General features: G+C 71.3%; 19 protein-coding genes, 2 pseudogenes and 1 riboswitch. Of the genes and pseudogenes, 6 read left to right on the forward strand and 15 right to left on the reverse strand.

The annotated features are described in order from the left end of the window. Positions 1 to 29: 29 nt before the first annotated feature. Positions 30 to 1,841, reverse strand: a complete 1,812-nt coding sequence (locus tag ABD329_RS08355) for a metallophosphoesterase (RefSeq protein WP_198280123.1) — start codon at positions 1,839 to 1,841, stop codon at positions 30 to 32. A 57-nt stretch (positions 1,842 to 1,898) separates the two neighbouring features. Next, entirely contained in the window at positions 1,899 to 2,150 is a 252-nt protein-coding gene (locus ABD329_RS08360) for an SCO4848 family membrane protein (protein WP_037953585.1), read from the reverse strand. A gap of 106 nt (positions 2,151 to 2,256) precedes the next feature. Between ABD329_RS08360 and ABD329_RS08365 the strand changes: the two genes are divergently transcribed. Beyond that, complete coding sequence (locus ABD329_RS08365; protein ID WP_486388697.1) at positions 2,257 to 3,534, forward strand: D-alanyl-D-alanine carboxypeptidase family protein; 1,278 nt, start codon at positions 2,257 to 2,259, stop codon at positions 3,532 to 3,534. Positions 3,535 to 3,585: 51 nt separating this feature from the next. Here the strand turns inward: ABD329_RS08365 and ABD329_RS08370 are convergent, their stop codons facing one another. After that, entirely contained in the window at positions 3,586 to 4,656 is a 1,071-nt protein-coding gene (locus ABD329_RS08370) for a YihY/virulence factor BrkB family protein (RefSeq protein WP_198280122.1), read from the reverse strand. A gap of 170 nt (positions 4,657 to 4,826) precedes the next feature. Here ABD329_RS08370 and dprE2 point away from each other — a divergent pair. Then, positions 4,827 to 5,576, forward strand: a pseudogene (dprE2, locus tag ABD329_RS08375) (decaprenylphospho-beta-D-erythro-pentofuranosid-2-ulose 2-reductase); the annotation flags it as partial. A gap of 127 nt (positions 5,577 to 5,703) precedes the next feature. On the opposite strand, the gene ABD329_RS08380 reads toward dprE2, so the two are convergent. Further along, positions 5,704 to 6,303, reverse strand: coding sequence for a 2'-5' RNA ligase family protein (locus ABD329_RS08380; RefSeq protein ID WP_198280121.1), 600 nt, complete (start codon positions 6,301 to 6,303; stop codon positions 5,704 to 5,706). Between the two features lie 236 nt (positions 6,304 to 6,539). Then, the gene (trpS, locus tag ABD329_RS08385; RefSeq protein WP_086881034.1) at positions 6,540 to 7,553 is read right to left on the reverse strand and encodes a tryptophan--tRNA ligase; all 1,014 of its coding nucleotides are present in this window, start codon (positions 7,551 to 7,553) and stop codon (positions 6,540 to 6,542) included. Between the two features lie 46 nt (positions 7,554 to 7,599). Between trpS and ABD329_RS08390 the strand changes: the two are divergent. Next, a pseudogene (locus ABD329_RS08390) lies at positions 7,600 to 8,151 on the forward strand (RNA polymerase sigma factor); the annotation flags it as partial. Between the two features lie 416 nt (positions 8,152 to 8,567). Here ABD329_RS08390 and ABD329_RS08395 read toward each other — a convergent pair. Beyond that, entirely contained in the window at positions 8,568 to 9,839 is a 1,272-nt protein-coding gene (locus ABD329_RS08395; protein ID WP_198282093.1) for a serine hydroxymethyltransferase, read from the reverse strand. A 39-nt stretch (positions 9,840 to 9,878) separates the two neighbouring features. After that, a riboswitch (ZMP/ZTP riboswitch) is annotated at positions 9,879 to 9,976 on the reverse strand. Between the two features lie 32 nt (positions 9,977 to 10,008). On the opposite strand from ABD329_RS08395, the gene rocD reads away from it, so the two are divergent. Beyond that, complete coding sequence (gene rocD, locus ABD329_RS08400) at positions 10,009 to 11,229, forward strand: ornithine--oxo-acid transaminase (RefSeq protein ID WP_344316157.1); 1,221 nt, start codon at positions 10,009 to 10,011, stop codon at positions 11,227 to 11,229. A 119-nt stretch (positions 11,230 to 11,348) separates the two neighbouring features. Here rocD and ABD329_RS08405 read toward each other — a convergent pair whose 3' ends face one another. The 3 genes from ABD329_RS08405 to pdxR all read right to left on the reverse strand — a co-directional run bounded on the left by ABD329_RS08405 (position 11,349) and on the right by pdxR (position 14,558). After that, positions 11,349 to 12,536: a glutathionylspermidine synthase family protein gene (locus ABD329_RS08405; RefSeq protein ID WP_198281961.1), complete on the reverse strand. Its 1,188-nt coding sequence runs from the start codon at positions 12,534 to 12,536 to the stop codon at positions 11,349 to 11,351. Positions 12,537 to 12,551: 15 nt separating this feature from the next. Further along, positions 12,552 to 12,902, reverse strand: coding sequence for a hypothetical protein (locus tag ABD329_RS08410; protein ID WP_198281962.1), 351 nt, complete (start codon positions 12,900 to 12,902; stop codon positions 12,552 to 12,554). 126 nt (positions 12,903 to 13,028) lie between these two features. Continuing rightward, a complete protein-coding gene (gene pdxR / locus ABD329_RS08415; RefSeq protein WP_425574298.1) occupies positions 13,029 to 14,558 on the reverse strand; it encodes a MocR-like pyridoxine biosynthesis transcription factor PdxR in 1,530 nt (509 codons plus the stop codon). 46 nt (positions 14,559 to 14,604) lie between these two features. Between pdxR and ABD329_RS08420 the strand changes: the two genes are divergently transcribed. Both ABD329_RS08420 and ABD329_RS08425 read left to right on the forward strand, forming a co-directional pair. Then, a complete protein-coding gene (locus ABD329_RS08420) occupies positions 14,605 to 15,084 on the forward strand; it encodes a carboxymuconolactone decarboxylase family protein (protein ID WP_198281494.1) in 480 nt (159 codons plus the stop codon). Between the two features lie 151 nt (positions 15,085 to 15,235). Beyond that, on the forward strand, positions 15,236 to 15,808 hold the full coding sequence (locus tag ABD329_RS08425) for a Uma2 family endonuclease (RefSeq protein WP_198281495.1): 573 nt from the start codon (positions 15,236 to 15,238) through the stop codon (positions 15,806 to 15,808). Between the two features lie 36 nt (positions 15,809 to 15,844). On the opposite strand, the gene ABD329_RS08430 is transcribed toward ABD329_RS08425, so the two are convergent. From ABD329_RS08430 to ABD329_RS08455, 6 genes are all read right to left on the reverse strand, one after another. Beyond that, positions 15,845 to 16,822, reverse strand: a complete 978-nt coding sequence (locus tag ABD329_RS08430) for an ABC transporter substrate-binding protein (protein WP_198281496.1) — start codon at positions 16,820 to 16,822, stop codon at positions 15,845 to 15,847. Between the two features lies 1 nt (position 16,823). Then, the gene (locus ABD329_RS08435; protein WP_425574299.1) at positions 16,824 to 18,845 is read right to left on the reverse strand and encodes an ABC transporter permease; all 2,022 of its coding nucleotides are present in this window, start codon (positions 18,843 to 18,845) and stop codon (positions 16,824 to 16,826) included. A gap of 46 nt (positions 18,846 to 18,891) precedes the next feature. After that, positions 18,892 to 19,992 carry a quaternary amine ABC transporter ATP-binding protein gene (locus ABD329_RS08440; protein ID WP_198277967.1) on the reverse strand — a complete coding sequence of 367 codons (1,101 nt, stop codon included), beginning with the start codon at positions 19,990 to 19,992 and terminating at the stop codon, positions 18,892 to 18,894. Next, the gene (locus ABD329_RS08445; protein WP_198277966.1) at positions 19,992 to 21,578 is read right to left on the reverse strand and encodes a GMC family oxidoreductase; all 1,587 of its coding nucleotides are present in this window, start codon (positions 21,576 to 21,578) and stop codon (positions 19,992 to 19,994) included. Before ABD329_RS08445 ends, ABD329_RS08440 begins: the two co-directional genes overlap by 1 nt. A gap of 205 nt (positions 21,579 to 21,783) precedes the next feature. Further along, positions 21,784 to 23,286, reverse strand: a complete 1,503-nt coding sequence (locus tag ABD329_RS08450) for an aldehyde dehydrogenase family protein (protein WP_037953407.1) — start codon at positions 23,284 to 23,286, stop codon at positions 21,784 to 21,786. Positions 23,287 to 23,540: 254 nt separating this feature from the next. Further along, the gene (locus ABD329_RS08455; protein ID WP_246618556.1) at positions 23,541 to 24,359 is read right to left on the reverse strand and encodes a serine/arginine repetitive matrix protein 2; all 819 of its coding nucleotides are present in this window, start codon (positions 24,357 to 24,359) and stop codon (positions 23,541 to 23,543) included. Between the last annotated feature and the right edge of the window lie 121 nt (positions 24,360 to 24,480).

Consider the following 24,480-nt stretch of genomic DNA (forward strand, 5'->3'; position numbering starts at 1 on the left):
CGGGGCCGGGCTGACGTGACGGCGGTCGCTCAGGCGCGGGTCGAGGCGAGCTCCACGACGGTGACGTCCGGGGGCACCCCGACCCGCACCGGCGGCCCCCAGGCGCCCGCGCCGCGGGTCACATAGAGCTGGGTGTCGCCGTACCGGTCGAGCCCGGCGGCGGTGGGGTTGGCGAGCTCGGCCACATAGTTGCCGGGCCACAGCTGGCCGCCGTGGGTGTGGCCGGAGAGCTGGAGGTCCACACCCGCCTTCACCGCGTCGTGGATCACCACCGGCTGATGGGCGAGCAGCACGGCGGCGCGTGAGCGATCACGGTCGCCGAGCGCCTTGCCGAAGTCGGGACCGTGGCCCTCGCTCTCGCCCGCGATGTCGTTCACCCCGGCGAGGTCGAAGCCGGGCAGCTCGGCGCGCTCGTTCTCCAGGGGCCGCAGGCCCAGCTCGCGGACGTGGTCCACCCATTCGGCGGCGCCCGAGTAGTACTCGTGGTTGCCGGTGACGAAATAGCTGCCGTGGCGGGCGCGCAGCCCGCGCAGCGGCTCGGCGGCCGGGCCGAGGTCGGCCACGCTGCCGTCCACGAGGTCGCCGACGACGGCGACGAGGTCGGCGTTGGCGCGGTTGACCGCCTCGACCACCCGCCGGGTGTGGTCACGGCCCAGGATCGGCCCGAGGTGGATATCGCTGACGACGGCGATCCGGAAGCCGTGCGCCCGGCGCGGCAACTTGGCGAGCGGCACGGTGATCCGCTTGACCCGCGGCCCGCGCAACACGGTGTACGTCCCGTACCCCACCGTCCCGGCCGCCACGGCGGTGGCTCCGACGGCGACGGCGCGCGCGACGAAGAGACGGCGAGAGGACGCGGGGGCGGCGTCCGCCGCACCGCCCTTGGCGGCCGCCTGAGCGGTGGGCTCGGCGGCCGCCTGAGCGGTGGGCTCGGCAGTCGCCTCTGCGGTGGGCTTCACGGCCGCCTGAGCGGTGGGCTCGGCAGTCGCCTCTGCGGTGGGCTTCACGGCCGCCTCTGCGGTGAGCTCGGCAGTCGCCTCTGCGGTGGGCTTCACGGCCGCCTGAGCGGTGAGCTCGGCAGTCGCCTCTGCGGTGGGCTTCACGGCCGCCTGAGCGGTGAGCTCGGCAGTCGCCTCTGCGGTGGGCTTCACGGCCGCCTCTGCGGTGGGCTCGGCAGTCGCCTCTGCGGTGGGCTTCACGGCCGCCTCTGCGGTGGGCTTCGCGGCGTGGCCCTCGGCGACCTTGACCGCTCCGGCCACGGCCGGCCCCGCCGCCCCAGTCGGGGTCTCGATGGCCCGGTCGGCGATGGACTCGGCTTCACTCACCACGGCCGCGCCCAGGCCGTCCCCGGCCGCTGAGCCCGCGCCGCCTTCGGCCGCCGCGCCCTCGCGGCCGCTCGTACCGACGGCCGCCGGAGCGGAAGCGGCGGCGCCGCTGTCATCGGCGAACGCCGTCGGCAGCCCGCCCGGCGGGCTGCCTGGCGCCTCCGGGCCCTCGGTCGACCGCACACCAGCGGGCTCGTTACGGCTCAGCCAGGCGCGCAACAGGGGGCGTACCGCCTCGCCCGCCAGCAGGGCCAGCGTCAGGTACAGGAGCAGCGCCAGCCAGAGGTAGCCCGGCCAGGCGAGGGCGCGCTGGAGGGGGAAGGGCGCGCCCGCGCGGCCCGCGACCAGCGCGCCGACGCTGATCAGCGGCAGTGCGAAGGCCGCCGTCGTGCCCGTACGGCGCGCCCACCCCCCGCGCGCCGTCGTATCGCGGACGAGCCGCCGCCACACGTACCAGTGGACGCCGGTCAGCAGACCGACGACAACCAGTGCGATCAGGACGTAGAGCACGACCATCCCGGGTCCCCTCCCCTAGCGACTGCGCGACCACCTGCCAACGGCTGCCTGGAACGGCTACTCGGAGGCGTCGTTCCGGCGCAGGGCGCGCACACCACGCAACCCGATCACCCCGATCGCCGTCCCCAAGAGAAACGAGGTGATCGCGAGCAGCAGATGCACCCAAAAGTACGCGGTGGGGTCGCCGGAGTCGTCGAAGGCGAGTCCGCTGGCGTCCTTCCACAAATTTTTGACAAAGGTGAACCAGATGACCCAGCTCCAGACCCCGAAGGCGAGCAGGAACCAGGACACGGGGCGGCTGAGCTTCATGGTCTCCAGTATGGGCACGGCCTCCCATACCTCCACGCGGGGGGCTGCCGTCAATACGTCGGCGCTGCTGTCGCTCTCCCCAGCGACGCCAGGTACGTTCACCTCCGTGCCCACACCTTCCTTCACCAGCACTCACGTCCGACCCAGCACCCGTAAGAGCATGCTGGCCGCCACCGCCGCCGCCCTCCTGCTGTGCGGTCCGCTCGCCGCCGCCCCGGCGCACGCCGCCGACCAGCCGGGCGGCTCCACCGACGCGGTCAAGCCGCCCGCGCACATGTCCACGGTGGGCGGGAAGCGGCTCGGCCGCCCCGACACCCAGGTGGATCCGAAGCCGGGCGCGCCCGCGCTGCCCAAGGGGCTCAGCGGGAAGTCGTGGCTGGTGGCCGACGCCGAGTCGGGCGATGTGCTCGCCTCGCACAACGCCCACTGGCAGCTGCCGCCCGCGTCCACGCTGAAGATGCTGTTCGCGGACACGCTGCTGCCGAAGATGCCGAAGACGAAGACCCACAAGGTGCAGCTGTCCGACCTGGCGGGGATGGGTGAGGGCAGCAGTCTGGTCGGGGTCAAGGAGAACTACACCTACTCGGTCCACGACCTGTGGCTCGGCGTCTTCCTGCGCTCGGGCAACGACGCGGTGCATGTGCTGTCGGCCATGAACGGCGGGGTCCCGGCGACCGTGAAGGAGATGCAGGCGCACGCGAAGCACCTGAACGCCCGGGACACCCATGTGGTCACCCCGGACGGCTACGACGAGAAGGGCCAGGTCAGCAGCGCGTACGACCTGACCCTCTTCGCCCGCTCGGGGCTTCAGAAGGCGGATTTCCGGGAGTACTGCTCGACCGCGACCGCGCAGTTCCCCGGAGTGTTCGAGAAGGACAAGAAGGGCAAGAAGACCCGTTCCAGCTTCGGCATCCAGAACACCAACCGGCTGCTGACCGGCCTCGGCGTCAAGCCCTACAAGGGCATCGCCGGGGTCAAGAACGGCAACACCACGAACGCGGGCGCCACCTTCACCGGGGTCGCCCAGCGCGGCGACCGGGTGCTGCTGGTCACCGTCATGAATCCGCAGGAACAGCAGCCGAACGAGGTCTACAAGGAGACCGCGAAGCTCTTCGACTGGGGGTTCAAGGCGGCGGGCTCGGTGAACCCGGTCGGCACCCTCGTACGGCCGGGCGCGGCGGGCGCGAAGCACCCCTCGGCCGGTGGCGAGGACGGCCATGAGCACGCCCAGGCGTCCGTCTCGACGGACGACGGGGGCTCCGGCGGTATGTGGACCGCGATGGGCATCACGGGCGGCTCCCTGGCGCTGCTGGGCGCGGTGGCCTTCGGGGTGCACCGCCGCTGGCCGCTCCCGGAGCTGGTGCGCCGCCGCTCGCGCGACTGAGCGAAGCCCTTACGGTCGCCGTGGCCGCCTTACGGTCGCCACCGTCCGTTGTCACGCCGCCGCCGGCGGGCCCTCCGGCCCGCCGGCGCGGTGCTTTTCGACCTCCGGCTCGGGCGGCCCGGACGGCTCGGGCGGCCCGGACGGCTCCGACGGCCGGGACAGCTCCGGCGGCCCGGACGGGTCCGACGACCCGGACGGCTCCGGCGGCTCCGCCGGCTCGGACGGCTGCGCCTTGTCCGCCTCGGCCGCCCATTCCTCCTCGTGCTCGGCCTGTGCGGCGGGCGGGGTGGCGGTCCAGGCGGCGCAGTACAGCGTGAGTTTCGCGGTGAAGTTGATCCACAGCAGCAGGGCGATGGGCACCCCGAACGCCCCGTACATGCTCTTGGCGGCGACATCCTTCAGATAGCTGCTGAGCAGCAGCTTGAGCAGTTCGAAGCCGATCGCCCCGATGAGCGCGGCGACCACGACCGTACGGCGGGGCGGCTCCACGCCGGGGAGCCAGGTCAGCACGTAGCACAGCAGCAGGAAGTCGGCGCCGACGGCGATGACGAACGCGGCGACCCGCAGCAGCCAGCCGCCGACCCCGTTCTCGGGGATGCCGATGAGCCGGGCGACCCGGCCCACGGCGGTGGCGGCCAGGGTGGACACGGCGAACGAGACGAGCGCCACCCCGCCCAGCCCGACCAGCACGAACGCGTCCTTGACCTTGCGCACCAGCGGATTGCCGGGGTCCTCCTCCAGCTCCCATACGGCGCGCAGGCACTCGCGCAGCGAGCCCACCCAGCTGATGCCGGTGAACAGCAGCAGGGCACCCGCGACGACCCCGATCGTGCCGGCGTTCTGGACGAGTGCGTTCAGGTCGAGCTGGCCGGAGATACCGGGGATCTGCTGGGCGAGTTTCCTCTGGAGCTCCGCCATCTGCGACTGGCTGAGCGTCGCCGCGCCGATCGCCGCCCCGACCGCGATGAGCGGGAAGAAGGCGATGAAGCTGGTGAACGTGATCGCGGCGGCGAGCCGGGTCCAGTGGACGCGGTCGAGCCGTTCGTACGTGCGCCAGGCGTGGGTGTGCGTCAGCCAGGCCAGGGCGGGGCCGACGACAGGCAGCCGGGTCAACGATTCCATGATCAGCAACTACCCCTCTGCGCGTTGTCACTCCTCGGCGCGCCGGACGCGCGGTACGGATATCCGGGTTCCCCGGACCGGCGCTCCCCTCATCACTCTTTTCGGTGAGGGTGGACATACGGACGCACGATCACTCCATATGCCCCGGATCAGGGGGATAAGTTCCCTCCATGAAGGACGTCGTCGGTTCCCCCCAGTCGCTGCTCGTCCTGGGCGGCACCTCCGAGATCGCCCTGGCGACCGTCCGCCGCCTGATCACCCGGCGCGCCCGTACGGTCTGGCTGGCCGGCCGTCCCTCGCCCGCCCTGGAGTCGGCGGCGCGGCAGCTGCGGGACCTCGGTGCCGACACCCTTACGGTGCCCTTCGACGCACTCGCCCCCGAGGCCCACGAGGTGACCCTGGGCAAGGTCTTCGCCGAGGGCGACATCGACCTGGTGCTGCTGGCCTTCGGCGTCCTGGGCGTCCAGGCACGGGACGAGACCGATCCCCCGGCGGCGGTCCGGATCGCCCGGACCAACTACACCGGCGCCGTCTCCGCGGCCCTGATCTGTGCCAACGCCATGCGCCGCCAGGGCCATGGCTCACTGGTGGTGCTCACCTCGGCCGCCGCCGGACGGGTCCGCCGCAGCGACTTCATCCACGCCTCCGCCAAGGCCGGGCTCGACGCGTTCGCCCGGGGACTGGGGGACGCGCTGCGCGGCACGGGCGTCCATGTGATGGTCGTACGCCCCGGCTTCGTCCGTACGAAGCTCACGGCCGGGCTGCGGCCCGCACCGCTGGCCACCACGCCCCAGGCGGTCGCGAAGGCCATCGAGGAGGGGCTGCGGCGGCGCGCCCCGGTCGTCTGGGCGCCGGGCGCGCTGCGGCTGATGACGGCGGCACACCGCCTGCTGCCCCGATCCGTCTCGCGCCGACTGCCGCAGAGCGGGCCCGCAGGGGCGCGGGGCCGTGTTGATGTGCGGCTTCGCCGCGTGGGCGCGAGCAGCCACGACGGGCCCGCGGATGACTGACGCACCGGAACCCAGGCGGAGCGTTCCGGCCGAGCGCTCAATGGGAGGGGGCCGCGGGGCGCGAGAGATCCACCTGACGGGGCACCACGGGCGGTGCGCCGCCCGGCTGTTCATCCGCCCCGAAGGGATATTCGCGGTCCAGCCGCCAGACCCCGTCCGCCCCCTGCTCGTACAGCGCGAAGCCGGTGATCGTCCAGGCGGCCTCGTACTCCTTGAGCTCCGCGAACGCCCGGTCCATCGCCTCCTCGTCGATGCCGTGCGCGACCGTGACATGCGGGTGGTACGGGAACTGGAGCTCACGAGCGCACGGCCCGGACTCCGCCCGGATGCGCTCCTGGAGCACCGCGCACTCCTCCGCGCCCTCGACGATCTTGACGAAGACCACCGGCGAGAGCGGCCGGAAGGTGCCGGTGCCCTCCAGCCGCATCGGGAACGGCCGCCCCTCGGCCGCGACCCGCGCCAGATGGTCCTCCACGGCGGGCAGCGCCGAGACGTCGACCTCGGTCGGCGGCAGGAGGGTCACATGCGTGGGGATGCCATGGGCGGCCGGGTCCCCGAAGCCCGCGCGCCGCTCCTGGAGGAAGCTGCCGTACGGCTCCGGGACCGCGATCGAAACGCCGAGCGTTACGGTCCCCACTGCGTTCTCCCTCCTGGCCCTCCCGGGCTGCTGGGTTCTGGCCGCTGCACCCGTGTCAGTGTGGCGGCTGCGCCGCCCTCGCGGCTAGATTCCTCGGTCCTTTGGCACACCCGTCCAAAGGCCCCCTGGTCAGGGGGCCGGACCGGTGTGTTCCGCTGTCCGCGCGGGTCCGTATGAATACGTGCGCGGGGCGCGCCGTGCTCACCGGGTGGTGCGCACGGCGCTCGGCGTGCCGCTCAGCGCGCCGCGGGCAGGAAGCCCACCTTGTCGTAGGTGGCGGCCAGGGTTTCGGCGGCGACGGCTCGGGCCTTGTCCGCGCCCTTGGCCAGGATTCCGTCCAACGTCGCGGGGTCGCCCAGGTATTCCTGGGTCCGCTCGCGGAACGGGGTGACCCACTCGACCAGTACCTCGGAGAGGTCGGTCTTGAGCGCGCCGTAGCCCTTGCCCTCGTAACGGCGCTCCAACTCCGCGATGGCGGTGCCGGTCAGGGTCGAGTAGATGGTCAGCAGATTGCTGACGCCCGGCTTCTTCTCCTCGTCGAAGCGGATCTCCGTCTCGAGGTCGGTCACCGCGCTCTTGATCTTCTTCGCCGAGACCTTGGGCTCGTCGAGGAGGCTGACGATGCCCTTCGGCGTGGACGCCGACTTGCTCATCTTGATCGTCGGGTCCTGGAGGTCGTAGATCTTCCCGGTCTCCTTGACGATGTACGGCTCGGGGACGGTGAAGATCTCGCCGAAGCGGCCGTTGAAGCGGTCGGCCAGATCGCGGGTGAGCTCGATGTGCTGGCGCTGGTCCTCGCCGACGGGGACGTGGTTGGCCTGGTAGAGCAGGATGTCCGCGACCTGGAGGATCGGGTAGGTGAAGAGGCCGACGGTCGCCCGGTCGGCGCCGTGCTTGGCCGACTTGTCCTTGAACTGCGTCATCCGGGACGCCTCGCCGAAGCCGGTGAGACAGTTCATCACCCAGCCGAGCTGGGCGTGCTCGGGCACATGGCTCTGGATGAAGAGCGTGCAGCGGTCCGGGTCCAGACCGGAGGCGAGCAGCTGGGCTGCGGCGAGCCGGCTGTTGGCGCGCAGCTCCGCCGGATCCTGCGGCACGGTGATCGCGTGCAGGTCGACCACGGTGTAGAACGCGTCGTGGGTCTCCTGCAACGCGACGTACTGCCGGATCGCGCCGAGGTAGTTGCCGAGGTGGAAGGAACCTGCGGTGGGCTGGATACCGGAGAGCGCACGGGGACGATCGAGGGCCATGGCACCCATTCTCTCAGGTGTGGAACCAGACTCCGTCCGCCGGTGTATGAGATGTGTGAGGACTGGTGAAGCACAGATCATCGCGCGGGTCCGGGCCGGCGACGCCGAGGCGTATGCCGAGCTGGTGCGGGCCCATGCGCCGATCGCGCACCGCACCGCCCGGCTGCTCGGGGCGGGCGCGGATGCCGAGGATGTGGTGCAGGACGCCTTTGTGAAGGCGTATCTCGCGCTCGGGCGGTTCCAGAGCGAGGCGGCGTTCCGCCCCTGGCTGCTGCGGATCGTCGCCCATGAGACGAGTAACGCGGTGCGCTCGGCTCGTCGGAGACGGACGGCGGCGGACCTTGCGGGGGCGCTGCTGGCCGGAGCCGAGCCGGTGATACCGGAGTCGGCCGATCCGGCGGCCGTGGCGCTGGCGGGCGAGCGGCGGGAGCGGCTGCTGGCCGCGCTGGATGAGCTGAGCGAGCCACAGCGGCGGGTGGTGGTCCACCGCTATCTGCTGGATCTGGACGAGGGGGAGACCGCGGAGGCGCTGGGCTGGCCGCGCGGCACGGTGAAATCGCGGCTGAGCCGCGCCCTGAGACGGCTGGAGCGGCTGCTGGGGCCGTCGGAGTCGTCGGAGAGCGAGACGTGGGAGAGCGAGACGTGGGAGAGCGAGACGTCGGAGAGCGAGAGGGAGACGGCCGATGAGATGGAGCGGGGAGGCCAAGGAGATGACCGAGGAAGGGCTGCCCGGAGAGTTGCGGGCGCTCGGCCGGGGGGCGGGGATACCGCCGTCCGGCGGACCGTCGCGGCGCGGCGTGTCGCGGGCGGGCGGCGTGGGGCCGGCGGACGGCGCGCCCCCGGGGGCATTGGAGGGCGGCGTCCCGCCGGGGGGCGGGGAGACGCTGGTCGAGCGGGTGCTCGCCCGGATCGTGGGCCTGCCGGTGCCGGTGGCCGACGACGACCGGATCCGGGAGGAGCAGTGGTGGCGGCCGCTGCCCGGCCTGGAGGCCGGGCAGGGCCCCGCACCGGGGGTCAGCCGGTCGGCAGACCGGGCGCCGGGTAGGCCGCCATCAGCTCGGACACCTCGGCCCTGATCTTGGTGAGGGCGCCCTCGTCACCGCTCCCCGCGGCGGTCACCCCGCGGTCGATCCAGTCGGCCACGGCGGGCATGTGCTCGGTGGACAGACCGCGCGAGGTGAGGGAGGGGGTGCCGATCCGGATGCCGGAGGGGTCGAAGGGCTTGCGCGGGTCGTACGGCACGGTGTTGTAGTTCACCACGATCCCGGCCTGGTCCAGGGCCTTGGCCGCGACCTTGCCCGGCACCTCCTTGGGCGTCAGGTCCATCAGGATCAGATGATTGTCGGTGCCGCCGGAGACCAGATCGAAGCCGCGGGCGAGCAGTTCCTCGGCGAGCGCCTTGGCGTTGGCGACCACGGCCCGGGCGTAGTCACGGAAGGCGGGCTGGGCGGCCTCGTGCAGGGCCACCGCGATGGCGGCGGTGGTCTGGTTGTGCGGACCGCCCTGGAGCCCGGGGAAGACGGCCTTGTCGATGGCCTTGGCATGGGTCTCGCGCGACATCAGCATCGCGCCGCGCGGACCCCGGAGCGTCTTATGGGTGGTGGTGGAGATGACATCGGCGTACGGGACGGGCGAGGGATGGGCGCCGCCCGCGATCAGACCGGCGATATGCGCGATATCGGCCACGAGCACCGCGTCCACCTCGCGGGCGATCTCCGCGAAGGCGGCGAAGTCGATCGTGCGGGGCACCGCCGTGCCACCGCAGAAGATCATCTTGGGCCGCTCCTTGCGGGCCAGCTCGCGCACCTGGTCGAAGTCGATCGCACCGGTGTCCTGCCGCACCCCGTACTGGACGCCGCGGAACCAGGCGCCGGTGGCGGAGACGCCCCAGCCATGGGTGAGATGACCGCCCATGGGCAGTGACATGCCCATCACGGTGTCACCGGGCTGGGCGAAGGCCAGATAGACCGCGAGGTTGGCGGGCGAGCCGGAGTAGGGCTGGACATTGGCGTGCTCGGCGCCGAAGACGGCCTTGGCCCGGTTGATCGCCAGGGTCTCCACCTGGTCGATGACCTGCTGGCCCTCGTAGTAGCGGCGGCCCGCGTAGCCCTCGCTGTACTTGTTCTGTAGCACCGTCCCGGAGGCTTCCAGGACGGCGGCGGAGACATAGTTCTCGCTCGGGATCAGGCGCAGGGTCTCGGACTGCAACAGCTCCTCGGAGCCGACGAGGGAGGCGAGTTCGGGGTCGGCGGCGAGAAGGGCGGGATGGGACAAGGGCAGGCTCATCGAGTCCTCCGGGGCGATCGGTGACGGTCCGGTCGTGTCCCGGGGTGCCCAGGCGGGCGGCACCTCGTGGCGCTGTGGCCGCGCATCGCTTCCTCGTGGTCGGTTCCACGCTCGGCTCGCCAGTCACGATGCGCACCCCCACTCTAGCTAGAGAGACAAGGAGGACAAGATGGGACCGGGACGCTCCGCGGAGCGGGCCATCGCCGCCGCCGAGGCCCATGGCGCGCACAACTACCATCCGCTGCCGGTCGTCGTCGCGTCCGCCGAAGGCGCCTGGATGACCGATGTCGAGGGCCGCCGCTATCTCGATCTCCTCGCCGGATACTCGGCGCTCAACTTCGGGCATCGCAACCGCCGGCTGATCGGGGCCGCCAAGGCCCAGCTGGACCGGGTCACCCTCACCTCGCGCGCCTTCCACCACGACCGCTTCGGCGCCTTCTGCTCCGAGCTGGCCGAGCTGTGCGGCATGGAGATGGTGCTGCCCATGAACACGGGCGCGGAGGCGGTGGAGACGGCCGTCAAGACCGCCCGCAAATGGGGCTATCGGATCAAGGGCGTCCCGTACGGCCGGGCCAGGATCATCGCGGCCGGGAACAACTTCCACGGGCGGACGACCACCCTCATCAGCTTCTCCACCGATCCCGAGGCCCGTGCCGACCACGGCCCCTTCACCCCCGGGTTCCCGATCGTGCCGTACGGGGATCTGGCGGCGATGGAGGCGACGCTCGACGCCGCCCCCGAGGAGACGGTCGCCGTGCTGCTGGAGCCGATCCAGGGCGAGGCGGGGGTGGTGGTACCGCCGCCCGGCTATCTGGCCGGGGTCCGGGAGCTGACCCGGGAGCGGAATGTCCTCTTCATCGCCGATGAGATCCAGTCGGGCCTCGGCCGGACCGGCACCACTTTCGCCTGCGAGCACGAGGGCGTGGTCCCCGATGTCTATGTGCTGGGCAAGGCGCTGGGCGGCGGGGTGGTGCCGGTGTCGGCGGTGGTGTCCTCCCGCGAGGTCCTCGGGGTGCACCGCCCCGGGGAGCACGGCTCGACGTTCGGCGGCTCCCCGCTCGCCTGCGCGGTCGCCCTGGAGGTCATCGCCATGGTGCGGACCGGAGAGTTCCAGCGGCACTCGGCCACGCTGGGCGAGCTGCTCCACCGGGAGCTGGGGCTGCTGCGGGGAAGGGGGGTCCAGGAGGTGCGCGGCCGGGGGCTGTGGGCGGGGGTGGACCTCGATCCGTCGCGGGGCACCGGGCGGCAGATCTCCGAGCGGCTGATGGACCGCGGAGTGCTGGTGAAGGACACCCATGGCGCCACGATCCGGATCGCCCCGCCCCTGGTGATCAGCGAGGAGGATCTGGAGTGGGGGCTGGATCAGCTGAGGGCGGTGCTGGCCGAGTGAGCGCGCACGGCTCGGTGGCCCCGTACGGCTCGGCGGCCCCGTACCGCTCGGGAGCCCCGTACCGCTCGGGAGCCCCATACGGCTCGGGAGCCCCGTACAGCTCCGTGATCCCGCGCGGCTCAGAGGATCACATGGGGAATGAAGCGCGCGTACTCATCCGTCACCAGCCCCGCCGACTCGCGGATGCCGAGCCCCGCCGACTCGCCCTCGACCACCCAGGCGCCGAGCACCACGCGGTTGCCGTCGAAGTCGGGCAGCGGCGCCAGTTCCTGGTAGCAGCACGGCTCGTCGCGCACGACGGGCTCCTCGCCCGGCGGATGCACGGTGACTCCCGCGCCCTCGCGGCCCAGCAGCGGTTTGGCCACATAGCCGGTGGTGCGGGCCAGTTCCCGGGGGCCGTCGAGGTAGGCGGGCAGCAGATGGGGGTGGTCCGGGAAGAGCTCCCACAACACGGCCAGCAGCGCCTTGTTGGACAGCAGCATCTTCCAGGCCGGTTCGATCCACAGGGTGGATCCGGTGCCGCCCCCGTTGTCCAGCGTGTCCAGCACATGCGGGCCGAACCGGTCGGTGGCCAGCCACTCCCAGGGGTAGAGCTTGAAGCAGCTCCGGATGAAGCGGAACCGCTTGTCCACGAAGCGGCCGGACAGCCGTTCCCAGCCGATGTCCTCCATGGAGATCGCCTCGGTGCTCAGCCCGGCCTGCTCGGCCGTCTCCCTGAGGTAGGCCACCGTCATCAGGTCCTCGCCCAGCTCGTCCCCGGCCGAATGGGCGAAGTACAGGGGCGTCCCCGGCGGCAGCAGCGCCGCCTGGGTGCGCCAGGCGTCCACCAGCCGTTCATGGAGGGAGTTCCACTGGTCGGCGTCCGGGAAGCGGTCCTCCATCCAGAACCACTGGGCGCTGGCCGCCTCCACCAGCGAGGTGGGTGTGTCGGCGTTGTACTCCAGCAGCTTCGCCGGGCCCGACTCACCGTCGTGGCGCAGATCGAACCGGCCGTAGACGCTGGGCTGTTCGGCCCTGCGGTGCCAGGACTCGGCGATCAGCCCGGCCAGCCGTGGATCGTCGATGCCGAGGTCGGCGAAGCGGCCGGTCTCGACGATATGGGCGGCCGCCGCCAGCGACATCCGGTGCAGCTCCTCGACGACCTCCTCCAGCGCCTCGACCTCGGGCAGCGAGAAGGCGTAGTAGGCGCTCTCGTCCCAGTAGGGGCGCAGCGAGCCGTCCGGGTAGCGGGTCAGGGGATAGATGACCCCCTGTTCCTCCACCGTGGACTGCCAGTCGGGGCGGGGGTCGATGGTGTGGCGCTTCATCGTGGGCCGCCCCGCTCAGCCGCCGCTGGAGCCCGAGCAGCCGAAGCCGCCCCGGTCGGCCGCCTTGCTCTTGTCGAAGGTGCCGTGGTCCGCCCAGCGGCCGCTGGTGTCGGAGTCGTAGTACCACTCGCCGTCGACGCCCGATGTGCCCCGGCTCTTCTTGCCCTTGCCGCCCGTGGTGGCCGAAGAGCCCTTGCAGGCGCTGGAGTCGACGACCCGATAGCCGTTCACCGCGTCATAGCTGTTCCGGTCCACACAGCGCTTGTCCGGTTCCGAACCACAGGAGGTGAGCGCCGCCGCCAGCGCGCCCATACCGCCCAGTATCACCGTGCTCGACCGCAGCCGCCGCGTCGTCTTCCGTTCCATCCCCGTCTCCCCGTTGCTCTCCCCCGAGGCCGTCATCTCCCCCGAGGCCGTCGTCCCGCCCGGGGCCGTCCTCTCCCCGGCCCCGGGACCGCGACCGCCCACCTTAGGACAACGGCGGCGTGGCCTTCATGGCAGCACCCGGCACAACGCGTCCAGAGCGCCCGTGAAGGCGTGGTCGGGCGGGGCGCCATAGGCGAAGACCAGCGCGTCCGGCTGCCCGGCCGCACCGGGTCCTGGCTCGTCCGGCTGTCGCTGCTCGCGGTAGCGGTAGCGGGACAGCCCCTCCAGGGCGAGGCTCTGCCAGGCCGCGCCCTGCACCACGGACCGCTCGGTACCGGGCGGCAGTTGGAGCACCGCGTGCAGCCCCGCCGCGATGCCCGTGACCCGCACCCGCGGGGCGCGTTCGGCGAGCGCCGCCACCAACTGGTCGCGGCGGCGGCGATAGCGCATCCGCATACCGCGCACATGGCGGTCGTACGCCCCGGAGTCGATGAACTCCGCGAGCGTCAGCTGATCCAGCGCGCCCGACTGCCACTCCCCGGTTCCCTTGACCGCCAGGACGTCGTCCAGCAGATGGTCCGGCACCACCATCCACGCGAGCCGCAGCGCGGGGGCCAGGCTCTTGCTTGCGGTGCCCAGATAGACCACATGCTCGGGGTCGAGCCCCTGGAGCGCCCCGACCGGGTGACGGTCATAGCGGAACTCCCCGTCGTAGTCGTCCTCCAGGATCAGCCCGCCCACCCGCGACGCCCAGTCGACCACGGCGGCGCGCCGGTCGGGGTGCAGCGAAACCCCGGTGGGGAACTGATGCGCCGGGGTGAGCAGAACCGTCCGCAGCCCGGCCGACCGGTCCAGCTCCGCCGTCCGCGCGCCCTGCTGATCGACCGGCAGCGGCACGGTGCGCAGCCCGGCCCCGCGCATCACGTTCCAGTGGACGTCGAGCCCGTAGGACTCCACGCCCACCGCACGGTGTCCGGCCTTCGCCCGCACCCTGCTGAGCAGGGCCAGCCCCTGGACGAACCCGGCGCAGATCACGATCCGTTCGGGCGCGGCCCGCACCCCGCGGGCGCGCGCCAGATAGTCGGCCAGGACCCGCCGCAGCTCGGGCCGTCCGGCGGGGTCGCCGTAGCCGAACGCGTCGTTCGGCGCGGCGGTCAGGGCGCGCCGGGCCGCGGAAAGCCAGGCGGACCGGGGAAAGGCCGAGACATCGGGCTGGCCGGCCCGCAGATCGTAGGTGGGACGGGTGGCGGCCACGGCGGCGGGCGGCGGGGTGCGCGGCGGGGCGGGCTCCGGCGGCACGACGCGCCGGGCGACCCGGGTGCCCGAGCCCTGCCGGGCCGTCAGCCAGCCCTCGGCCACCAGCTCCCCATAGGCGTCGGCCACGGTGTTCCGGGCGATGCCGAGGTCGGCGGCGAGGGAACGGGAGGAGGGCAGCCGGGTGCCCGGGGCGAGCCGTCCGCCGCGTACGGCGTCGCGCAGGGCCCGGATGAGCGCGTCCCGCACCCCGGTCCCGCCGCCCCGCGGCAGATCCAGGTGGAGATCCGTCCCCAGCCCGGCCGGACCACCCGCCCGCGGCACGGGGCCGTCCGTCCGCTGTCCAAGGCCGTCTGTCCGCTGTCCGGGTTCGCCCCTCGGAGTGGCCCATGAATCCGCCATGGAAATGGACCATACTCCTGGGCCGCCCGGCCTCTAGCGTGGAGCCATGACGACCGGTACTTCTCATGCACACGGCCCCCGGATGCAGTTCGCCAAGGCCGCCCCCGAGGTCTACAAGGCCATGGTCACCCTGGACGCGGCCGCCAGAAAGGGTGTCGACCCGACGCTGGCCGAGCTGGTCAAGGTCCGTGCCTCACAGCTCAACCACTGCGCCTTCTGCCTCGACATGCACACCAAGGACGCCCGCGCGGCGGGCGAGTCCGAGGACCGCCTGTACCTCCTCAACGCCTGGGAGGAGGCCGGCGACCTCTACACCGAGAAGGAGCAGGCCGCCCTCGCCCTGACCGAGGCCGTCACCGTGCTGACCGACGGCTTCGTCCCGGACGAGGTCTATGAGCGGGCCGCCAAGCACTTCGAGGAGCGCGAGCTGGCCCAGGTCATCGCCCTGATCTTCACCATCAACGCCTGGAACCGCATCGGTGTGACCACCCGCATGGCCCCCGGCGCCTACAAGCCGAACGTGTGACCATCTGCCCCCGTCGTCGTTATTGACGGCGGGGGCCATTGTCCGACGTCGGAGCCATCACGTAACGCATGATGGTGGCAGGCCCCCGCATGGCAGTACGGCACGAAGGCAACACAGCCAGAAGGGGGACCCACCAATGGGAGGTCTCGTGATGACGGCGCCACTGCCCGACCAAGAGTTCGTAAATCTGCTCGACATCCATGCCCAGCTGGAGCTGCCGGATGGAATGCGGGCAGAACTCATCGGGGGGGAGATCGTCATCTCACCGACGCCTGCGAATTTCCACAACTGGATCTATGGGCGACTCCAGCGTCGTCTCAACCGTGAGGTACCGGAAGACTGGATCATCACCAACACCGCTACGGTCTTCCTCCCCGCGACGGAGGAGAGGTTCATCCCGGACCTGCTCATCTGCGAGTCGGAAGCGCTGAAGAGCATGGAGGAGTGGCAGGTCCAAGCGGATGACGTCCTGCTCGTCGCCGAGATCACATCGCCCTCAACCCGAGCGCGCGATCTCCAGGCCAAGGTCAAGGGCTACGCGCACTCCAACGTGCCGATCTATCTGCTGATCGACCCACACGACGACGAGGGCTCCACGACCGTGTACTCCGTACCGGACGGGAAGGGCCGCTACCGGGATAAGCACCGAGCGACGTTCGGGGAGCCGGTGACGCTCCCCGAACCGCTCGGCCTCACCCTCGACACCGCGGGCTTCCTCAAGTAATCCGATCGCCCAGGCTGTCCTGAGCCCGGATCGCGCTCAGGGCAGCCACTTCTTCCAGACGTCCGGATGCTCCTCGACCCACTGCTTCGCGGCTTCCTGGGCCGACATCCCCTTCGAGGCAATCAACTCGGACACCTCGTTCTGGTCCTTCTTGCTCCAGTGGAACTTCTTCAGGAACGCCGCCGCCTTGCCGCCCCCCTTCGCGAAGTCCGCGTTCAGGTACTTCTGAAGCGGTGTGGTCGGGTAGGCGCAGTCGACGGATTCCGGGTCCTTGGTGCCCTCCTCAGCACACTTGTCCGTGTACTTGGGCAGCTTGACCTCCTCCATCGGTACCTGGTTGAACAGCCACTGGGGCTCGTACCAGTACGACAGGAACGGCTTCTTGGCCTTGGCGAACTGCTTGATCTGGGTGATCTGCGCCGCCTCCGAACCCGAGAAGACGATCTGGTAGTTAAGCTTCAGGTTCTTCACCAGCGCCTTGTCATTGGTGACATAGGACGGTGAGCCGTCCAGCAGCTGGCCCTTGCCGCCGCTCTCCGCGGTCTTGAAGGTCTTGGCGTACTTGTTGAGGTTCTTCCAGTTCAGGACGTCCGGGTGTTTCTCGGCGAAGTACTTCGGCACCCACCAGCCGATATGGCCGGTGACGCCGAGGCCGCCGCCCGACACGATCAGCTTCTTGTCCTTGACGTAGCGCTGTTCCTGCTCCGGGTGGCCCCAGTCCTCCAGGATCGCGTCCACCCGGCCCTGGCTGAGCGCGTCCCAGGCCGGAATCTCGTCCACCTGGACGGTGTCGACGCGGTAGCCCAGCTCATGCTCCAGCAGATACTGGGCGACCGCGACATTGGACTGGGCGCCGACCCAGGACTGGACCGAGAGCGTGACGCTCTTCGCCCCGCCCACATTGGCGTACGGCGAGGACTGCTTGGTCATGTCCGCCGCGCCGCAGCCGGTCGCGGTGAACACGGCCGCGACCCCGACGGCGGCCATCAGCAGCTGAGTGCGGGTGCGAGCCATCTCAAGCCCCCTTCCTGTCGCGGCGCGAGGTCGGCTGGGTCACCCGGTCGAGCATCAGCCCCAGGCAGACGATCGCCGTGCCCGCCACCAGACCGGTCGCCAGATCGCCCTGCGCCAGGCCGAACAGCACGTCGTAGCCGAGCGCGCCCGAGCCGACCAGACCGCCGATGACGACCACGGCCAGCACCAGCACCACACCTTGGTTGACGGCGAGCAGCAGCGCCGGGCGGGCCAGCGGAAGCTGGACCTGGCGCAGCTGCTGCCCCTGGGTGGCGCCGAGCGAACGCGCCGACTCCAGCGCCGCCGGATCGACGTTCCGCAGTCCCTGGGTGGTGATGCGGATGACGGCGGGCAGCGCGTAGACGATGGCCGCGGCCGCCGCCGGGGCACGGCCGACGCCGAACAGCGCGACCACCGGGATCAGATACACGAACTGCGGCATGGTCTGGAACATGTCCAGCACCGGTCGCATCATCCGCTCCAGCCGGGTGCTGCGCGCGGCCCAGATGCCGATCGCGAAGCCGAGCACCAGCGTGACGAAGACGGCCGCCAGCACCTGGGAGAGGGTGTCCATGGACGGCTCCCACACTCCGAGCACACCGATCACGGCCATGGCGGCGGTGGCGGTCAGCGCGGTGCCCCAGGTGCCGATCAGCCAGGCCAGCGCCGCGACGATCAGCAGGATTCCGTACCACGGGATGCCCTGGAGCCCCTCGCGCAGCGGGTCGAGGATCCACTTGACGTAGTCCGCGGCCCATTCGGCGGTGCCGCCGACAACCGGTACTCCGGTGTAGAGGTGGTCGACCATCCACTCCTTGAACTGGTTGACGGGCTCCTCGATGGCGACGGTCCAGCCGGTCGGCCAGGTCTGGGACCCGGTCAGCCGTCCGACGAGGGTCACCACCGCGGTGATCACCGCGGCGCCCGCCCAGGCGCGCCAGCCGCGCAGCAGCCGGGGCCCGCCCTCGGCGGGGGGCTCACCGAGCCGCTCGCCCGCCGCCCCGATGGTGCGGTCCATCACCACGGCGAGGAGCACGATCGGGAGTCCCGCGGCGAGCGCCTTACCGACGTCGACACTGGACAGCGCCTGGTAGACGCGGTCACCGAGACCACCGCCGCCGATCACGGACGCGATCACGGCCATGGACAGCGCCATCATGATTGTCTGATTGACGCCCAGCAGCAGTTCCTTGCGGGCCAGCGGCAGCCGGGCGGACAGCAGCCGCTGCCGCCAGGTCGCGCCGAGCGAGGTCACGGCCTCCAGCACCCCGGCGTCCGCACCGCGCAGGCCGAGGGCGGTGAGCCGGGCCATGGGCGGAGCCGCGTAGATCACGGTGGCCAGCACCGCGCCGGGCACACCGTTGCCGAAGATCATCACGACGGGCAGCAGATACGCGAACGCGGGCAGCACCTGCATGGTGTCGAGCACCGGCCGCAGCACCCGGAACGCCCATTCCGAGAGGCCGCCGGCCAGGCCCAGCAGTCCGCCGATGACGACGGAAGCGGTGACGGCGATGACCATCAGCGCGAGCGTCTGCATCGTCGGCACCCACATGCCCAGCAGTCCGCAGACGGCGAAGGACACCAGGGTCGTCACCGCGATCCGCACCCCGGCGACCCGCCAGGCGAGCAGGGTCAGCCCGGCGGTGACCCCGGCCCAGCCGAGGGCGAGCAGCGCGACATAGACGGCGCGGACGCCGATGATGATGACGTTGCTGATGTGGCCGAAGAAGTAGAGGAAGATCCAGTGGCTGTCGCGGTTGTCGATGATCCAGTCGCTGGCCTTGCCGAGCGGTCCTGAGACATCGACGGTCAACGCGTCCGGCCAGCTGCCGCTCGCCCACTTGGCGTGCGCGAGCGGTATGAGCACGGCGGCGATCACGACGAGCACCGCCAGCTTGCGCGCGGCGTGGCTGCGCACGACGGCGCTCAGCAGGGACGGGCGCGTCTCGTCCGCCGCCGTCCCGGTGGCCGCCGGTTCGGTGGCGGGGTCGGTGGAGGGGCGGGTGGCGGTGGCGCTCACGGGCGCCCCCCGGTGCGGCCTGGCGGAGAGAGGGTCGAGGTGGGGCTCATGCCGCGGCCACCTCCTTGCCGTCCAGGCCCGCGACGACGCTCAGCAGACAGGCGTGGTCGACGACGCCCAGGCAGCGGCCGCCGTCCACGACGCGCGCGGGGCCGCCGGTGCGGGCCACGGCCTCGATCGCGTCGGCGACCGTGGTGCCCGGGGCCAGCGCGGGCCCGCCGTCCTGCTCGTCGGAGGTCGCGGGGCGCATGGCGCGGCGCACGGTCAGCACCTGCTCGCGCGGCACATCGCGGACGAAGTCCCGTACGTAGTCGTCCGCCGGGGAGCCGACGATCTCCTCCGGGGTGCCCAGCTGCACGATCCCGCCGTCGCGCATCAGCATGATGCGGTCACCGAGGCGCAGCGCCTCGCTCAGGTCATGGGTGATGAAGACCATCGTCCGGCCCTCCTCGTGGTGCAGCCGGATGACCTCCTCCTGCATATCGCGGCGGATCAGCGGGTCGAGCGCGCTGAACGGCTCGTCGAAGAGCAGCACCTCGGGGTCGACGGCGAGCGCCCTGGCCAGGCCCACCCGCTGCTGCTGGCCGCCGGAGAGCTGACCGGGGCGGCGGCGCTCCAAGCCGGTGAGACCGACCTTCTCCACCACCTCGGCGGCCTTGGCCCGGCGCTCGGTCTTGCCCACGCCCTGGATCTCCAGGCCGTAGGCGACGTTGTCCAGGACGGAGCGGTGCGGCAGCAGCCCGAAGTGCTGGAAGACCATGGCGGCGCGATGCCGGCGCAGATCGCGCAGCCGGGCCTTGTCCATGGCCAGGATGTCCTCGCCGTCGATCTTCAGGGTCCCGGAGGTGGGCTCTATCAGCCGGGTGAGACAGCGGACGAGGGTGGACTTGCCGGAGCCGGACAGCCCCATCACCACGAACACCTCGCCCGGCTGGACGTCGAACGAGACCTCGCGGACGGCGGCGGTGCAGCCGGTGCGGGCGCGCAGCTCACCGGCGGACAGCTTCGCCTCGGCGGAGCCGGGGATCCGGTCGGCCTTGGGGCCGAAGACCTTCCACAGGTCGCGGACCGAGAACACCGGGGTGCGCTCGCCGCTCTCGGGGTTCTTGGGGGTGTCGGGCGTCTCGGGGACCACGGTCGTAGCCATCACGCCTCACCTCCCGGCGCCAGCGTCGCGGCTCGGTCATCGGGCCGGTGCCGTTCCCGATCGCGCTCCTCGAACAGCAGCTCAGCGCACTTCTCGCCCACCATCAGGACTCCGATCATCGGGTTCACGGCCGGCATCGTCGGGAAGACGGACGCGTCGGCGATACGGACGCCGCTCAGGCCCCGGATCCGCAGATCGGGGCCGACCACGGCGAGTTCGTCCGACGTGGCACCCATACGACAGGTGCCCGCCGGGTGGTACACGGTGTGCGCGACCTTGCGGGCGTACTCGCTGATCTCCTCGTCCGAGGTGATCTCCGGGCCCGGGCACACCTCGCGCTTGAGCCAGCTCGCCAGCGGTTCGGTCTTGGCGATCTCACGCGCGACACGGATGCCGTCGACCAGCGTGCGGCCGTCGTAGTCCTCCTCGTCCGTGAAGTACCGGAAGTCGAGGGCGGGCTTGACGGACGGATCGGCGCTGGTGAGGTAGAGCCGGCCGCGGCTGCGCGGCTTGGGGATGTTGGGGGTCATCGACACCCCGTGCTCGGGCTTCTCATAGCCCAGCCGCTCCGGATTGTCGGTGAACGGAATTTGGTAGAAGTGGAACATCAGGTCCGGGCCCCGGGATTCGGGGTCGCGCCGGATGAACAGCCCCGCGTCGGAGTCCATCGCGGAGTTGTCCGGAATCGGGCCGTCCGTCTCCCATACGATGACCGACTCGGGGTGGTCGAGCAGGTTCTCGCCGACGCCCGGCAGATCGTGGACGGCGGGAATGCCCAGCGCCTCCAGATCGGCCTTGGGCCCGATACCGGAGTGCATCAGCAGCCGCGGGGTGTCCACGGCGCCCGCGCAGACCAGGACCTCGGTCTCGGCCCGGACCAGGATCTCCTCGCCGTCCTTGGTGCGGACGTGCACGCCGGTGACCCGGCCGGTGTCGTCCAGCTCCAGCTTGTACGCCCAGGTCTCCAGCATCAGATGGAGGTTGGGCCGGTCCAGGAACGGGTGCAGATAGGCGACCGACGCCGAGGAGCGCTTGTTGTTCTCCGGGTGGTACGCGAGGTCGAAGAAGCCGACTCCCTCGTGGAACGGCTTCTTGTTGAACCCCTCCACCCGCGGCACATCGGCGGCGGCCTGGGCGGCGTCGACGAAGTCCCGCGCGATCGCGTTCCGGTCCTTCTCGTCCACCGGGACGATGTTGTTGCGCAGCCGCTGGAAGTACGGGTCCATGGACTCCGCGTCCCAGCCCTCGGCGCCGGCCTCGGCCCACTCGTCCCAGTCACCGGGCAGCGGCTTGAAGGAGATCAGGGTGTTGTGCGAGGAACACCCTCCGAGCACCCGCGCCCGGCTGTGCCGGATATGCGAATTTCCGCGTGGCTGCTCGGTGGTGGGGTAGTCGTAGTCCAAGTCGCCGCCGAGCAGGCCGAGCCAGCGGCGCAGGGTGAGCACGTCAGGCCGGTCGACATCCGACGGTCCGCCCTCGATGACGGCGACACGGATGTCCGGGTCCTCGGTGAGCCGGGAAGCGATCACCGATCCTGCGGTGCCGCCGCCGATCACGACGTAGTCGTATGCGACAGGTACGGACATGTGGGGTTACTCCTCGCGGTCTTACCCAAACGGCTCGCGCCGGTGCGGGCCGGGGGCTGCTGCCGCCCCTGGGGTGGGGGTGTTGCGGTGCCTTACGTGCCTACGGCTTCTCGCCGCCGGTCGCCGCGATCGGGCGCGGCCGGGTCCGGGCCCCGGGGGACGAGTCCGGGCCCGGCCGCGCCCCGGGCGGGGCCGGCGGCGGGGGTCAGCCGGCGAACCAGCGCACCGGGCTCGGCCGCAGGTTCTCGTAGACGTGCTTGGTCTCGCGGTATTCGTCAAGGCCCGCGGGACCGAGCTCGCGCCCGACCCCGGACTTGCCGAAACCGCCCCATTCGGCCTGCGGAAGGTAGGGGTGGTAGTCGTTGATCCACACGGTGCCGTGCCGCAGCCGGGCGGCGACGCGCCGCGCCCGGGCGGTGTCGGCGGACCAGACGGCGCCGGCCAGTCCGTACTCCGTGTCATTGGCGAGTGTGACTGCCTCGTCCTCGGTTTGGAAGGACTCGACCGTCAGAATCGGCCCAAAGGTTTCCTCCCGCACCACCCGCATCTCGCGGTGGCACTGGTCGAGCACGGTCGGGAGGTAGAAGTACCCGGTGGCCGGGCGGACCTCGCTGGGCTCCGGCTGCTTGCCACCGCAACGCAGCAACGCCCCCTCCTCGAGGGCGGACGCCACATACGCCTCGGTCTTGTCCAGTTGCTGGGCCGAGACCAGCGGACCGCATTCGACACCGTCCTCGGTGCCGCGGCCCAGCTTGATCTTCTCCGCCCGGCGGGCGAGTTCGGCTACGAACCGCTCGCGCACCGACTCCTCGATGATCAGCCGGGCACCGGCCGAGCAGACCTGGCCGCTGTGGATGAAGGCGGCGTTCAGGGCCTGGTCGACGGCGGTGTCAAAGCCCTCGGCGGTGGCACAGGCATCGGCGAAGACCACATTGGGGTTCTTGCCGCCAAGCTCCAGCGCGACCTTCTTGACCGTCGGCGCGGCGGCCTGCGCGACCTTGGTGCCACTGACCAGACCACCGGTGAAGGAGACCAGATCCACATCGGGGTGCTCGGACAGCCGGGCGCCCACGGGGTCGCCCGCGCCGGTGACCACGTTGGCCACCCCGGCCGGCAGCCCGGCCTCAGCCAGCAGCTTCACCAGATGGACGGTGGACAGCGGGGTCACTTCGCTGGGCTTGATCACAAAGGTGTTCCCGGCGGCCAGCGCCGGGGCCACCTTCCAGCTGGCCTGGAGCAGCGGATAGTTCCAGGGGGTGATCATCGCGCAGACGCCGACCGGCTCATGGACCACGACGCTGTGCACATCGGGGGTGCCCGCGTCGACCACGCGCCCGGCCGACTCACCCGCGACCAGATCGGCGAAGTAGCGGAAGGCGTTGGTCACGTCGTCGACGTCGACCCGGCCCTCCTCCAGGGTCTTGCCGGTGTCACGGCTCTCGATGAGCGCGATCGTCTCGCGGTCGCGCTGGAGCAGGTCGGCGACGCGGCGCAGCAGCGCCGCCCGCTCGGCCACCGGCGTCCCGGGCCAGGGGCCCTGGTCGAAGGCGCGGCGCGCGGCCGCGATCGCCGCGTCGGTGTCCTCGGCACCACCCTCCGCGACGACGGCGAGGGTCTTGGCGTCCGCGGGGTCGAGGACCTCCCGCTGCGCCCCGGATGCGGCTGCCCGCCACACCCCGTCCACATGAATGGTCTCGACTGCCGCCACGTGATTTCTGCCTTCCGGTTCCGCGTGCTGTGCCACTGGTCCAAGCCAGCAACATGGACCCCTAACCGGAAGGCGGGAACCTATGCGCGATTCGCAAGAGAAAGTGGGCCGGCTCACGTGATCCGAAGGCGGAACCGGCTCCTGGGCTCATGATCGGCCTGTGTGTCAAGAGACCGTGCGGTCAAGAAGTGGTTCGGGTCACAACGGGGGCGGGGAGTGTGATCAGCAGGCAGTGCGGCCGCAACGGGGCGCGGTCACGACGCGGTGCAGTAGGCGGTCGGGCAGAAGGTGTCCACCGCCGCCTGGTGGACCTCCCGCTCCTCCACCCGGTCCCCGGCCCCGGACGGGCCGTTCACCAGCACCGCGTACATGGTGCCGCCGGGTGCGGCGAAGCGGCGGTCGAGCATCCGGCGGTGGCCGTCGCTCTTGGACTCGTATGTGTACTCCAGCTGGACCGGGTCCATGGCCGCCGAGCCCAACCGGGTGAGGGCGATCTGCTCGTAGTCACGGTGGGTGGAGGCGATCCGCTCGGCCTCCTGGGCGGACTCGTACGGCGTCGACTCGGGGCCGTGCAGCTCAAAGATCTGGATCACGGTGCTGTCGTCGGGCGAGGTGTAGTAGACGCTGGGGCCCTCGGTCGTCCGCCGCCATCCGTCCGGAACCGCGAGGTGGTACCCGGCCGGGTCGGCCTGGGTGCTGTAGCCCGCGGGCGGGGCGGCGCCCCTCAGGGAGGGTGAGGACGGGGTGCCGAACGGCGTCGCGGACGGGGACCCGGAGGGCGCCCCGGTCGGAGGGGCCGTGGGGAGATCGGTCGGGAGATCGGTCGGCCCGCTGGCCTCGGGGCCGGGCGAGGGGTAGAGATCGCTCGGCTGGGAGGCTTCCCCGCTCGGCGTGGCCGTGGGGCTCTCGCGGTCCCAGGGCAGCGGACCCGCCTGATTCCGGGAGCCGCCATCGCCCCCGAAGGCCACCCATCCGGAGAACGCGATCCCCGCGACCAGGAAGATCGCCACCGCCAGCGCCCGTAGCACCCGCCTGGCGTCCTGCCCCGGCGCTCCCCCGTTGTGCATGCTCATCTATGCCCCCCGATGATGGATCTCTGCTCCCATATGCGGACAAGCCGTGTCGGCCCACATCGATGTACCCGGTTCGGGGGCCGCCCCACCCCCTGTCACCGCACCGATACTTATCCGTCGC

It is taken from the genome of Streptomyces javensis (genome assembly GCF_039525925.1).
GTDB classification, from domain to species: Bacteria; Actinomycetota; Actinomycetes; order Streptomycetales; family Streptomycetaceae; genus Streptomyces; species Streptomyces asiaticus.

Coding starts and splice junctions, on each gene's coding strand:
- ABD329_RS08355 (WP_198280123.1), bottom strand. CDS start 1,841: ATGGTCGTGCTCTACGTCCTGATCGCACTGGTTGTCGTCGGTCTGCTG.
- ABD329_RS08360 (WP_037953585.1), bottom strand. CDS start 2,150: ATGAAGCTCAGCCGCCCCGTGTCCTGGTTCCTGCTCGCCTTCGGGGTC.
- ABD329_RS08370 (WP_198280122.1), bottom strand. CDS start 4,656: ATGGAATCGTTGACCCGGCTGCCTGTCGTCGGCCCCGCCCTGGCCTGG.
- trpS (WP_086881034.1), bottom strand. CDS start 7,553: ATGGCCCTCGATCGTCCCCGTGCGCTCTCCGGTATCCAGCCCACCGCA.
- ABD329_RS08395 (WP_198282093.1), bottom strand. CDS start 9,839: ATGAGCCTGCCCTTGTCCCATCCCGCCCTTCTCGCCGCCGACCCCGAA.
- rocD (WP_344316157.1), top strand. CDS start 10,009: ATGGGACCGGGACGCTCCGCGGAGCGGGCCATCGCCGCCGCCGAGGCC.
- ABD329_RS08405 (WP_198281961.1), bottom strand. CDS start 12,536: ATGAAGCGCCACACCATCGACCCCCGCCCCGACTGGCAGTCCACGGTG.
- ABD329_RS08410 (WP_198281962.1), bottom strand. CDS start 12,902: ATGGAACGGAAGACGACGCGGCGGCTGCGGTCGAGCACGGTGATACTG.
- pdxR (WP_425574298.1), bottom strand. CDS start 14,558: ATGGCGGATTCATGGGCCACTCCGAGGGGCGAACCCGGACAGCGGACA.
- ABD329_RS08420 (WP_198281494.1), top strand. CDS start 14,605: ATGACGACCGGTACTTCTCATGCACACGGCCCCCGGATGCAGTTCGCC.
- ABD329_RS08425 (WP_198281495.1), top strand. CDS start 15,236: ATGACGGCGCCACTGCCCGACCAAGAGTTCGTAAATCTGCTCGACATC.
- ABD329_RS08430 (WP_198281496.1), bottom strand. CDS start 16,822: ATGGCTCGCACCCGCACTCAGCTGCTGATGGCCGCCGTCGGGGTCGCG.
- ABD329_RS08440 (WP_198277967.1), bottom strand. CDS start 19,992: ATGGCTACGACCGTGGTCCCCGAGACGCCCGACACCCCCAAGAACCCC.
- ABD329_RS08445 (WP_198277966.1), bottom strand. CDS start 21,578: ATGTCCGTACCTGTCGCATACGACTACGTCGTGATCGGCGGCGGCACC.
- ABD329_RS08455 (WP_246618556.1), bottom strand. CDS start 24,359: ATGAGCATGCACAACGGGGGAGCGCCGGGGCAGGACGCCAGGCGGGTG.